The sequence below is a fragment of the Vibrio sp. 99K-1 genome (genome assembly GCF_013114585.1).
GTDB classification, from domain to species: Bacteria; Pseudomonadota; Gammaproteobacteria; order Enterobacterales; family Vibrionaceae; genus Vibrio; species Vibrio chagasii_B.
On record NZ_VTXF01000009.1, the window covers coordinates 41858 to 54328 of the forward strand.

The following is a 12471-nucleotide window of genomic DNA, read 5'->3' on the forward strand; positions in this document are numbered from 1 at the left end:
GTAAAAAGCCAGTCAGCCTCTTTTTAGATCTATCTATTGTTTGATGGTCGTTGATACTGGGCAATGGTCGCTGAGTTTGTAGTCCAGCACATCTTGCGTTTCAAATACCTGTTGTTTAGCAGGAGCTGCATTCAATGATTCACTCACCACAATATGATCAATAACAGAGCGGAACTGATGCGTGCGATGGTTGTTGCGGTTAGAGCGTACTTTGCAGTCTGCGCGTGTCTTTCGTGTCGCTAACTGCACATCAGTATATTGTGTTAACTCTTTCCACATCCAATCTCGTGAGTATGCGAGGTTATGGTTAAAGTCGCCAAGAATCGCGTAGTCCTCGTTATTGCGCTCTCTCTGCTTTATCCATTTATTCAATTGCTGAGCTTGCTCTTTTAAACGTGAGCAGTCGCGGTTGGACTTATAAGCACCACTGCATCCTGCCTTTAAATGAACAGAGAGCATATGAATGGGTTTAGTCTCTGTTTCTATAACGATATAGCTGGCAAACCTAAGCTTGCTGTTAGAACTCGATTCCAGAGGAAAATCAGCGTAGTCGGTGAGGCTTACTTCTTTACGAACCGCAAACCCAGTGTATTGGTTCACTTCTTTGAACTGGCGGTTGCTGTTCTTAGGTAGCGCCCGGTCAGACATCAATATCTTGTATTGATCACCAGCCACACGCTGAATGGCATTTATGTCATCGACTTCTTGAAACGCAACCACATCGGCGTTTAAGGATTGAAAGTATTCTTCAAGTTTGTCGAAATCAGCTTGATCACGTTTGTCAGAAAACTTATTCACAGCCTCGTTGGTTGATAACCATTCGATATTCCAACTGGATATGGTTAAAGGTTCAGCAATTGCTTGGTTACCGATTAGGCAGCCTAACATTAACCACTTTTGTAGTCGTTTCATCCCAAATATCCCTAAATTTGTCGACCAATATTGATGAGCCGTTATCCTACAACACTTACCAAAAATTCAACTCTTTTTAGCAGTTTTTTTATTGTTACATTGTTTCTTTTCGAGTTGAGAACTAGCGTAATAATATTGAATTGATCTTAGTCAGCGTTCTCTTTTTATTGATCCAAATCAATACTCAAGTTTGGTGGTTCTCGTTAAATACGCCACAATATCTAGTGTTAGTTTAACGGTAAATCGCTCTATATAGTGTGTTTGTGGATAAGTCTGTGAATACCTCAAGAGTAAGGAGAAGTGGTGAAATCAATCGTAATCAAGCGTGATGGCTCAAGAGCTCCATTCAGTAGAGATCGCATCCAGGCTGCAGTGGAAGCAGCATCAGACAAAACCGATAAGGAAATTGCTATTTATGCATTGAATGTGGCATTAGCAGTTGAGTTGAAGCTCGAAGACTACGATGAAGTTCATATCTCTGAAATTCAAACCATGGTCGAGAACGAGCTAATGCAGGGACCATATAAGTCTCTAGCACGTGCATACATCGAATATCGTCATGATCGCGATATTGCACGTGAGAAGCAAAGTGCGTTAACTCGTGAAATCGAAGGTTTGATCGAAGAAAGCAACGTTGATCTAATCAACGAAAACGCGAACAAAGATGGCAAAGTAATCCCAACTCAGCGTGACCTGCTGGCGGGTATCGTGGCTAAACACTATGCAAAAACTCACATTTTGCCACGTGACATCGTACATGCTCACGAGTGTGGTGACATTCACTACCACGATTTAGACTACGCACCGTTTTTCCCGATGTTTAACTGTATGCTTATCGACTTGAAAGGCATGTTAACGCATGGCTTCAAGATGGGTAATGCAGAAATCGATACGCCTAAGTCTATCTCTACCGCAACGGCAGTAACTGCGCAGATCATCGCACAAGTGGCGAGCCATATTTACGGCGGTACAACAATCAACCGTATCGACGAGGTTTTAGAACCTTACGTGATGGCAAGTTACGAGAAGCATTTATCGTTAGCGAAAGAGTGGGACATTCACAGCCCAGAAGCGTTTGCTATTTCTCGCACTGAGAAAGAGTGTTACGACGCATTCCAATCTCTTGAATACGAAGTAAATACACTGCACACCGCTAACGGTCAAACACCATTCGTGACGTTTGGTTTTGGTTTAGGTGAAAGCTGGGGCTCGAAACTGATTCAGCAATCAATCTTGAAAAACCGCATTGCAGGTTTGGGTAAGAACCGTAAAACAGCCGTGTTCCCTAAACTGGTATTTGCAATCAAAGATGGCTTGAACCACCAGCCACAAGATCCGAACTACGATATCAAGCAACTGGCACTTGAGTGTGCGTCTAAGCGCATGTACCCAGACATTCTTAACTACGACAAAGTAGTAGAAGTTACAGGGTCATTCAAAACACCTATGGGTTGCCGTAGCTTCTTGAATACATACGAAGAAAACGGCGAGCTTATCCATGAAGGCCGTAACAACTTAGGTGTTGTGAGCTTGAACTTGCCACGTATTGCGATCAACGCAAAACAAGATATGGCTAAGTTCTACGAGTTGCTTGATGAAAAACTGAAGCTTGCTCGTCGCGCATTGGAAACTCGTATCTCTCGTCTAGAAAACGTGAAAGCGCGTGTTGCTCCAATCCTATATATGGAAGGTGCATGTGGTGTTCGCTTGAAAGCAGACGACTCTATTGCTGATATCTTTAAGAACGGCCGTGCTTCTGTGTCCCTTGGTTACATTGGTATCCACGAAGCGATGACTGCGCTTTACGGTACTGACGTTCACCTGTACGACGATGGCGAAATGCGTGCTAAAGCGCTTGAGCTGGTGGAGTACATGAAGCGTGAAGTGGAATCTTGGACCAAAGAGACAGGTTACGCATTCAGCCTATACGGCACACCAAGTGAAAACCTATGTAGCCGCTTCTGCAGCATCGATACCAAAGAGTTTGGTGTGATTGATGGTGTAACAGACCGTGGTTACTACACAAACAGCTTCCACTTAGATGTGCAGAAGAAAGTGAACCCATACGACAAGATCGATTTCGAGATGCCTTATCCTGAAATTTCTAGTGGTGGTTTCATCTGTTACGGCGAATTCCCTAACATGCAGAAGAACATCGAAGCATTAGAAAACGTATGGGATTACAGCTACACACGTGTTCCTTACTACGGCACCAACACACCGATTGATGAGTGTTACGAGTGTGGTTACAACGGTGAGTTTGACTGTACAAGCAAGGGCTTTACGTGTCCTAAGTGTGGCAACCATGACTCAACCAAAGTATCGGTAACACGTCGTGTTTGTGGTTACCTTGGTAGTCCAGACGCTCGCCCATTTAACTTCGGTAAGCAAGAAGAAGTTAAACGCCGCGTGAAGCATCTTTAATAAGCCCTAAGATCAATAGCTAGCTTATTTAGAAGAGCTAAGTTTCTAAGAAATAAGATTGGTATCGGCGCTATGTCGATACCAATTCATTTGTTTCACTTCTCGCTATTTCTCGAGTTAAACCACTAAGCCATCACGAGTTATCAATACTGCCTTATGAATTATCATCAATATCACCCAATCGACGTTGTAAATGGCCCCGGAACACGCTGCACCTTGTTCGTATCGGGTTGTGTGCACCAGTGCCGTGGGTGTTATAACCAGTCGACGCAAAGGTTGGATTCTGGGCATTTGTTCACTCAAGAACTACAAGACCACATTATTGCCGATCTGAATGACCCGCGAATCAAACGTCGTGGCTTGTCGCTTTCTGGTGGTGATCCTCTGCATCCTGCGAATGTGTCTGAAGTGCTTAAGCTTGTTCAGCGTGTAAAAGCTGAATGCGAAGGCAAAGATATCTGGATGTGGACGGGCTACGAGCTAGACGAACTCGATGAAAAGCAGAAGCAAGTGCTGGAATATGTCGATACTTTGATTGATGGTCGCTTTGAGCAAGATAAAGCGGATCCGATGTTGGATTGGCGTGGTAGTTCAAACCAAATTATCCATCGATTCACTGATAACTAAGGCTGTCGTCACTTCGTATTGTTGTAAAACTAAAAAGGGCATCATGGTTAGCGCAATGCAATCAATCAGCCCTTGGGTGTGAGTTCTTTTCGTTTGTTCTAGTAGTTCAAATAAATATTAAGTGGTTAGTTGGTTAGGCTCTTCTATGAGGTTGTTTATCCATTTCTTAGAACGAATTCGCTGGCTAGTTAACGCGATCTTCGCCAGCTCCTCCAGTAACACAATCATCAACACCCATTCTAAAGACCAGCCAAGCACCAAAGCGGTGAAGTAGGCGAGGGGGATGCCAATCGCCCACTGGCCGAATATGTCGATAAAGATGCTGTAGTTGATGTCCCCACCACTCTTTAAAACACCTCCGATGCCAACCATGTTGAACACTCTCAATATCATCCCTGCCGCCATCACCAAGGCTACGTTGACCGCTGTATCTTTGAGTTCTAGGTGCGTTAAATCGATTAATTGAATAATGGCAGGCTTGGCGATAAAACACAGCAGTGCCAATAGTGTCGCAAGCGCACAGCTTACAAATACATAGCCCCAAGCGGTGTTTTCAACACGTTGATAGTTCTTAGCACCAATCTCATTACCAAGGATGATCGAAGCAGCGACGGCAAAACCTAAGAAGGCTGAAATTAAGATACTTTCCACTGGAGATAGCAGTGAGATGATCGCAAGTTCACCAACCCCGATCTGACCTACAATAACGTTGTAAATCAGTATTCCACCAGCCCATGCCGTGTCGTGAATCAGCATAGGAATCGCAATCTTGAAGTACTTCTTTCTGTGCTTAGGCAATATTGCATCACGCCAACTCTCAATCGTAGGGAATAGATGCGCGTAATGTTTTCTCGCCATAACAAGCAATGCAATCGTCTGAAAGAATCGAGAAGCTGTGGTGCCAATCGCTGCGCCAACCACGCCGAGTTCTGGAAAGCCAAATAGTCCGAAGATCAGCAGAGCATTGAGAATCGCATTGACGATGATTGCCCAAATACTGATCTTGGTGGGCAATTTGGCTTCACCAACCGATCGCAGTGCGCTTTCTAGCGGCACAACGATTGCCGTACCAATAAGGCTGGCTCCTGTTATCCAAAGGTAATCCGTTGCCAAGCGGATGTAATCAGGGTCTGAGGCCACCACAGACACGACTGATTCAGGAGCCAATGTGTAAATCAAAATAAAAGGGATGATGGCAAAGATAGACAAAGCCCAAGATTGCGACAAGACACGTCGAATCCCATTGAAATCGCCCGCACCAAAATATTGCGAAGCTAGCACACTGACTGCACCGCTGATTCCCGATACCATGATTAGGTTAAAGAAGAAGATACGGTTGCCAACACCAACTGCTGCGGTTGCCGCATCACCAAGCTGATTGACCATGAAAATATCGACTACGCCGAGCAATGAAAATAACATGGTTTGCAGAGACACAGGTAAACCGATGTGCAGTAACTTTTGCCAAAAATCTTTGTCTAAATGACGATATGTCGAGAGCATCGCATTTCCCCTGTCGTGAATATGCGAGAAGTGTATCGGCATTTGTTTTAGCTGTATTGTTCAGGTTAATCACAAACTTTTGCCAAACTATCTACTTTTATGGGTTGGCCAATTGAATGAGTTAACAGTGGTATGAGTGATAAACAAGAACGTTACGACATCTCTGAAAAAACGCATCAAGAGTTTGTCGATCAAAGCCATGTATTGGCATTTGAAGAGCTAGGTATCGTTCAATGTGGGACAGCATCGTGCCGCGATTTCTTTTCTGTTTATCGAAAGAACCAACAAAAACATATGCTGCTGTACACCGTAAGAGGCAAAGGGTGGCTCGAAAGTGAAGGGTGTCGATATATTCTAGAGCCGGGGTCGTGCATTACTGTGCCAGCAGGCGTTGAGAACGGTTTTGGTATTGAAGAAGAAACATGGCAGATAGCGTGGATCTTTTTATCGCCCGACAAGCAATGGGAGAATGTCGTCAATGATGAGGTGAGGTACACGTTATCTCCAGCTGCAGAAGTCGTCTCATCTTGCATACATACGTTGCTAAGAAGTATTGCTTTGCCAATTGATTTAGGTGGAGCGATTGCCAATCACAGTGTGGCTCAAATCGAGTTCATGATTAACGCGCCGGTTCCGCAGCAACAATCAAGAAATTTGATTCGTTTGAGACGAGTGTTCGACAGTGTTCAAAAGCAGCTTCACAAAGAGTGGAACGTGCATGAACTGGCAAGCCTGTTTCCGTGTTCAGAACCGCATTTTCATCGCTTATGCCAGCGTTACTATTCGCATGGTCCTATGACACACATCATGCGAATGAGGATGGAGTACGCGGCGCGTTTGTTGAAATCCAGCGATTGGTCCATTCAACACATCGGCGAGATTGTTGGGTATCCTAATGCGGCCAATTTCAGTACTCGGTTTAAAGCATGGTCGGGCGTGACACCAAGGCAATTCAAACAAGGCATTTAGCTGAGAATCAACAAGGTACTTCTTAAACAAGCCACTGATCTTTTGATAAAGCACTAAAAGTGTTCGAAATTTGCGCTGTTTTGTGACGTAAAATGACCAATCTCTGATTACTTATTCTAACTAAGCGCTTCTATTAAAAAATGTTTCTGATTTGTCTACGATAATGTTAACGTGAAGTACATTACTTGAATTTCAAAGGGTTGTGACTTTCATGTTTTCACATCTACCAAAACCAACTTTAGATCCAATTCTATCTCTTTCAGTTGCTTACCGCGGCGATACTCGTACTGATAAAGTCGACTTAGGTATTGGCGTTTACAAAAATGACCAAGGCGAAACACCGATCATGAAAGCCGTCTCTATGGCTCAGGATATCGTTGTTGAAACGCAGAAAACCAAAGCTTACGTTGGCCTAGCGGGCTGTGAAGAGTTCAACCAAAGCATGGTTGATCTGCTGCTTAAAGGGACTTCTGCAATGGATCGCGTTGCTGCGATTCAAACACCAGGTGCAAGTGGAGCACTTCGTATGTTGGGTGACTTAATGAAAGTTTCTCAACCAGACACCACGGTTTGGATTTCAAACCCAAGCTACGTTAACCACAAACCGGTGATGGAGGCGGCAGGCTTAAAAGTTCGATACTACAATTACTTCAGTCCTGAAACGAAGCAAGTTGATACCGCAAGAATGTTGGATGACCTTTCAAAAGCGGGTCCATCAGATGTGGTACTACTGCACGGTTGCTGTCATAACCCAACGGGTGCGGATATCGACTTTGAGGCGTGGCAGGAAATTACCAAACTATCGCAGAAAAATGGCTTCTTGCCGTTTGTTGATATTGCTTACCAAGGCTTTGGTGACGGCTTAGAAGAAGATGCGAAAGGTCTTCAGCATATGGCGAACAACGTGGAAGAGATGTTGATTACCACTTCTTGCTCAAAGAACTTCGGTTTGTACCGAGAAAGAACGGGCGCGGCGATTGTGATTGGTAAGAATAGCGAACACGTTGGCAACGCAAAAGGTAAGCTACTGACGCTTGCTCGCTCAACTTACACGATGCCGCCAGATCACGGTGCGGCTTTGGTGAAAACAATTCTTCAGAATCAAGAGCTAACATCGATTTGGAAGCAAGAGTTGAGTGAAATGCAGCAACGTTTGTTAAATCTGCGCCAAAGTTTATGTGATGAATTGCGAAATACTTATAACACGTCACAATTTGATTTCATTGAAAGCCATAAAGGTATGTTTACTGTACTAGGCTTTAAAGAAACTCAAATGAATCAATTACGTGAAGAATATGGCATCTACGGTGTTGGTGACGGACGCATCAATATTGCAGGCCTTTCTGAATCCCATATTCCTTACGTAGCAAAAGCGATAGCCAACGTATCAAAATAGAAGGTGACTGAATGTATAATTGGAAAGCGATTATAATCCTAATGTTAAGTGGCGGTCTGTTTGCTTGTTCAACTACGACTCAAGCGCCAGTTGAACCAGAGCAAAAGCCTCAGGTCGAACAACCAGTAGTTGATGACTCTTCTAAGCCTGACGCAACTGAAGGCGACAAAGTAACGGAACCTACTGAGAAGCCAGAAGAAGTAAAACCAGCTGAACCAGAAGCAAAGCCAAAACCTGAAGAAAAGCCAGTAGCGAAACCTACAAAAACCAGTGATGGTAAATTGATTCTTGGTGAAGAAGAGTGGGTATTTGTTCCAGGTTTGAAAGAAGCGTTTAAAGCACGTGTCGATACTGGTGCGACAACGTCTTCAATCAGTGCGGTTGATATCGTCGATTTTGAGCGTGACGGAAAAGACTGGGTTAAATTCAAGATTGAACATGATGGCATCACAACAGAAGAGATCAGCCTACCTGTAGAGCGTTGGGTGAAGATCAAACAATCTAGCGCTGAAGGCACACAACGTCGTGCCGTGGTTGTAGCTTCTATCCAAATTGGTGACCTAAAAGACAAAACTGAATTTACACTTGCAGATCGAACGCATCTTTCTTTCCCACTTCTTTTGGGAAGAAGCTTCTTTAGAGATGTTGCGGTTGTCGATGTAAGCCAGAAGTACGTTCAGAAGAAAGTGACTAAATAGACTTAGCTTCTGTTGATTCAGACTTGTTCTGAGACTTTCACTTTTGGAAAATTGAATCCCTGCTAATTGAATTAGCGGGGATTTTTTCGTTTTACGGTCTAAAATCTTAGTAAATATCGTTAATTCGGCTCTGTTCGTCATCAGGTTACTGTTTAGCCTCGACAACGTGATCCAGATCTCTATATAATCCGCGCTTCGTTTTTGTTTAATCCATACTTTCGTAGTCCTTATTTAGGTTTATTCAGTGACCTAATAACGATCTATCCAGTACACGCTTAGGAATTACTTCTTTGATATCTACCGCGAACATCACAATGCAATTTGGCGCAGAGCCTTTGTTTGAAAACATCTCCGCTAAATTTGGTAACGGCAATCGCTATGGTTTGATCGGCGCCAATGGTTGCGGCAAATCGACGTTCATGAAAATCCTAAGTGGCGCATTAACGCCAAGCTCGGGTAACGTTTCAATCACTCCAGGAGAAAAGCTGGGCGTATTGAGCCAAGATCAGTTTGCTTTTGAGCAGTACAGCGTAATCGACGTTGTGATCATGGGCGACAGAAAGTTATGGGAAGTAAAACAAGAGCGTGACCGTATTTACTCTTTGCCTGAAATGAGCGAAGAAGACGGTATGAAAGTGGCAGAGCTTGAAAGCGAGTTCGCTGAAATGGATGGCTATACAGCGGAAAGTCGTGCTGGAGATATTCTTATTCAAGCGGGTATTGAAGAAGAGCTTCATTTTGGCCTGATGCAGCAAGTGGCTCCAGGTTGGAAACTGCGTGTGCTTTTGGCACAAGCATTGTTTGCGAACCCAGACATTCTGTTACTTGATGAACCGACCAACAACTTGGACATTCACACCATCAACTGGCTTGCTGAAGAGCTAAACCAGCGTAAATGTACAATGATCATCATTTCGCACGATAGACACTTCCTGAACTCGGTATGTACGCACATGGCGGACATCGATTACGGTGAACTTCGCATCTACCCAGGTAACTACGAGTACTTCCTAGAAGCATCGGGTTTACGTCGTGAACAACTTCTGGCTTCCAATGCGAAGAAAACGGCAGAAATAAACGAACTGCAAGACTTCGTAAACCGTTTTGGTGCCAATGCATCAAAAGCGAAGCAAGCGAGTTCTCGTGCCAAGAAGATGGAAAAGATCACCCTTGATGAAGTGAAGTCTTCGAGCCGTATGAGCCCATCAATTAACTTCGGCGAAGGTAAAAAGCTGCATCGTCAAGCGCTTGAGCTTCAAGAGCTAGGCCACGGTTTCGAAGGCGAGACGCTATTTGCTGGTGGTAATTTGTTACTTGAGGCGGGTACGCGCCTTGCGGTTATCGGTGAGAACGGCGTAGGTAAAACCACTTTACTACGCTGTCTAGTTGGTGAATTGGAGCAAAACCAAGGTATCGTAAAATGGTCTGAAAACGCATCAGTCGGCTACTGCCCGCAAGATAGCAGCGCAGACTTTGACAACGATTTGAGCATATTCGATTGGATTTCACAGTGGCGTACAGCGAAGCACGATGACTTAATGGTGCGTGGCATTCTAGGTCGTCTGCTGTTTACTGCTGATGACGCAAACAAGAAAGCACGTAACTGTTCTGGTGGTGAGAAGAACCGTCTGCTATTTGGTAAGCTAATGATGCAAGACATCAATGTTCTTGTGATGGACGAACCAACGAACCACATGGATATGGAAGCGATCCAAGCGCTAAATGATGCGCTGAAGGTTTATCCAGGTACGCTTATTTTTGTGAGTCACGACCGTGAGTTTGTATCTTCACTGGCAACACACATCATTGATGTGAAAGACCAGCAATTAGTGAGTTTCCAAGGTACTTATGAAGAGTACCTAGATCATCAGAAAAAGATGCTGATGGTTAACCTGTAACAGTCACTATGCAAGACTGATTGAGGTAGGTGAACTGATACTATTGGTTCATCACCAGAAGAAAATAAAGCCCCCGAGCACCGTTGTGTTCGGGGGCTTTTTTGTTAGCTAGTACTAATGATCTTATTAGTACTTGAACAACTGAACTTGGGTATTCAACTGTTGGGCGATGCCACGTAATTCTTCTGAAAGGTGGCGCGAGTTATCGGCTTCCGTCGACATCTTGTCTGACACATCATTAACTAATTGGATGTTTTTGCTTACTTCGCCAGTCACGGTTCTTTGCTCAGATGCCGCATTCGAGATGTGTGACGCCATATCAGAGATCTGCTGGATCGATGTTGCGATCTCTTCAAGCGCTGTGGTGGCATTGTTCGCATCATCAACACTAGATTGAGCTAAGTCTTGGCTACGCTGCATTGATTCAACGGCACTAACACTGTTTTTCTGCAGAGTCTCAATCATTTCACGAATCTCATCAGTAGAGCTGTGAGTGCGTTGAGATAGCACGCGTACTTCATCTGCAACCACTGCGAAACCACGACCTTGTTCACCAGCACGTGCCGCTTCAATCGCTGCATTAAGTGCAAGTAGGTTAGTTTGCTCTGCGATGTCTGAAATTGTTGAAAGGATCGCGTTAATGTCTAGGGCATTCTTTTCAAGCTCTTGAATGATGCCCGATGCATTTTCTACCTGTTGTGCAAGGTTAGTGATTGAATCTTGATTACGAATAATCACACGCTTGCCTTGCTCACAGTTTTCAGTAGAGCTGATCGCTGAATCTGCTGTCATCTGTGCGTTGTTTGCCACTTCCTCAGCCGTTGCCGACATCTCGTGAACTGCGGTTGCGATTTGCGAGATCTCATGCAGTTGAACTGTTAGGCCATCGCTCGTTTGGCGAGCAACATTGGTACTGACTTCAGATTGCTCGTTCAATTGGCTAGAAGAGTCTGCGATATCACGGACAATTTCTTGTAGCTTAGCGATGAACGCATTCACGTGATGAGCCAGAGTGCCAATTTCGTCCTTGCTGTTGACGGTAATACGTTGGGTTAAATCACCATCGCCTTTAGATAGTGCTTCCATTGCTGAACTTAACGTTGTTAGGGGGGCGAGTGCTTTCTTAATGACAAACATTGCCACAAATGCAATAACGGCAAGCTGAATCAGGCCAAAGATGGCCGATTGGCGAAGCAACGAGCGGTAAGAAGCAAAAGATTGGGATTTATCGATAACGACAGTGAAGTACCAGTCGGTATGAGGAACTTTTTTCGCTGAAAGCAGAGACTCCGCGCCGTCGATGCTCATCTCCTCAAAACCCGGATCTTGAGATAGCGATTTGATCTTATTCGCTGAGAGGTTTTGTGAGACGTTAGCAACTGATTTAAGCGTAAGATCACGGTCTCTGTGGGCAACAATTTTACCATTTCCATCGACAAGGAATGCGTAAACGCCTGGCTGCTCAATGCTTACAACATCGTTAATCAACGTATTTAGGTTAAGATCTGCGCCAATAACACCTGAATACCCGTTGGTATTGAAAGGGCTGGCAATGGTCACGACAAGGTCATTGGTTGCCACATCGACGTAGGGTTCTGTCACTACTGTTTTGCCTGTAGACATTGGTACTTTGTACCAGTCGCGAGTGCGAGGGTCATAACCTTCGGGTACGGGCAAATCGACACCTTGTAGGAAACGGCCGTCAGAAAGTCCAGCATACGCAATTTGGAATCGACCTGCGTTAGTACTTTGGGTGAAATAGCTTTTTGGATCGTCCGTGTATTTGAACGCGTCTTTCGCTGCATTTACAACGTTAATACGACCTTCTATCCACTTTTCAATTCCAGAAACATTGGCCTCGGTAAGCGTGGTCGAATATTGTTGGATAGAACGGTAAGTTTCGTTCAACAGTTGCTTGCCAGTGATATAAGTTTGAATCATCGTCATGGCGAAGATAATGACAACAAACATCAACGTTAGTTTGTTCTTAATAGAAATGCTGCTTACACCCATTAAGGTACTCCATTTTCAGCAAAATTTTCGC

9 protein-coding genes are annotated in these 12471 nt (G+C 44.4%); 6 read left to right on the forward strand and 3 right to left on the reverse strand.

What is annotated here, in order from left to right; all coding sequences use genetic code 11:
* Positions 1-33: 33 nt before the first annotated feature.
* Positions 34-912: an endonuclease/exonuclease/phosphatase family protein gene (locus F0228_RS09060; protein ID WP_171762127.1), complete on the reverse strand. Its 879-nt coding sequence runs from the start codon at positions 910-912 to the stop codon at positions 34-36.
* Positions 913-1215: 303 nt separating this feature from the next.
* Here F0228_RS09060 and nrdD point away from each other — a divergent pair, with 303 nt between their 5' ends.
* Both nrdD and nrdG read left to right on the forward strand, forming a co-directional pair.
* Positions 1216-3336: an anaerobic ribonucleoside-triphosphate reductase gene (gene nrdD / locus F0228_RS09065; protein WP_061030915.1), complete on the forward strand. Its 2121-nt coding sequence runs from the start codon at positions 1216-1218 to the stop codon at positions 3334-3336.
* Positions 3337-3492: 156 nt separating this feature from the next.
* Complete coding sequence (gene nrdG, locus F0228_RS09070; RefSeq protein ID WP_171731473.1) at positions 3493-3963, forward strand: anaerobic ribonucleoside-triphosphate reductase-activating protein; 471 nt, start codon at positions 3493-3495, stop codon at positions 3961-3963.
* A gap of 117 nt (positions 3964-4080) precedes the next feature.
* Here nrdG and F0228_RS09075 read toward each other — a convergent pair whose 3' ends face one another.
* A complete protein-coding gene (locus F0228_RS09075; RefSeq protein ID WP_171762128.1) occupies positions 4081-5508 on the reverse strand; it encodes an MATE family efflux transporter in 1428 nt (475 codons plus the stop codon).
* 90 nt (positions 5509-5598) lie between these two features.
* Between F0228_RS09075 and F0228_RS09080 the strand changes: the two genes are divergently transcribed.
* From F0228_RS09080 to F0228_RS09095, 4 genes are all read left to right on the forward strand, one after another.
* A complete protein-coding gene (locus F0228_RS09080) occupies positions 5599-6435 on the forward strand; it encodes an AraC family transcriptional regulator (protein WP_061030918.1) in 837 nt (278 codons plus the stop codon).
* 211 nt (positions 6436-6646) lie between these two features.
* Positions 6647-7831 (forward strand): amino acid aminotransferase, encoded by a 1185-nt coding sequence (locus tag F0228_RS09085; RefSeq protein WP_061030919.1) that lies wholly within the window; start codon positions 6647-6649, stop codon positions 7829-7831.
* An 11-nt stretch (positions 7832-7842) separates the two neighbouring features.
* Positions 7843-8529 carry a RimK/LysX family protein gene (locus F0228_RS09090; protein ID WP_061030920.1) on the forward strand — a complete coding sequence of 229 codons (687 nt, stop codon included), beginning with the start codon at positions 7843-7845 and terminating at the stop codon, positions 8527-8529.
* 290 nt (positions 8530-8819) lie between these two features.
* A complete protein-coding gene (locus tag F0228_RS09095; protein ID WP_081090279.1) occupies positions 8820-10427 on the forward strand; it encodes an ABC-F family ATPase in 1608 nt (535 codons plus the stop codon).
* Between the two features lie 126 nt (positions 10428-10553).
* On the opposite strand, the gene F0228_RS09100 is transcribed toward F0228_RS09095, so the two are convergent.
* Positions 10554-12440: a methyl-accepting chemotaxis protein gene (locus F0228_RS09100; RefSeq protein ID WP_061030922.1), complete on the reverse strand. Its 1887-nt coding sequence runs from the start codon at positions 12438-12440 to the stop codon at positions 10554-10556.
* Between the last annotated feature and the right edge of the window lie 31 nt (positions 12441-12471).

Coding starts and splice junctions, on each gene's coding strand:
- F0228_RS09060 (WP_171762127.1), bottom strand. CDS start 912: ATGAAACGACTACAAAAGTGGTTAATGTTAGGCTGCCTAATCGGTAAC.
- nrdG (WP_171731473.1), top strand. CDS start 3,493: ATGAATTATCATCAATATCACCCAATCGACGTTGTAAATGGCCCCGGA.
- F0228_RS09075 (WP_171762128.1), bottom strand. CDS start 5,508: ATGCCGATACACTTCTCGCATATTCACGACAGGGGAAATGCGATGCTC.
- F0228_RS09080 (WP_061030918.1), top strand. CDS start 5,599: ATGAGTGATAAACAAGAACGTTACGACATCTCTGAAAAAACGCATCAA.
- F0228_RS09085 (WP_061030919.1), top strand. CDS start 6,647: ATGTTTTCACATCTACCAAAACCAACTTTAGATCCAATTCTATCTCTT.
- F0228_RS09090 (WP_061030920.1), top strand. CDS start 7,843: ATGTATAATTGGAAAGCGATTATAATCCTAATGTTAAGTGGCGGTCTG.
- F0228_RS09100 (WP_061030922.1), bottom strand. CDS start 12,440: ATGGGTGTAAGCAGCATTTCTATTAAGAACAAACTAACGTTGATGTTT.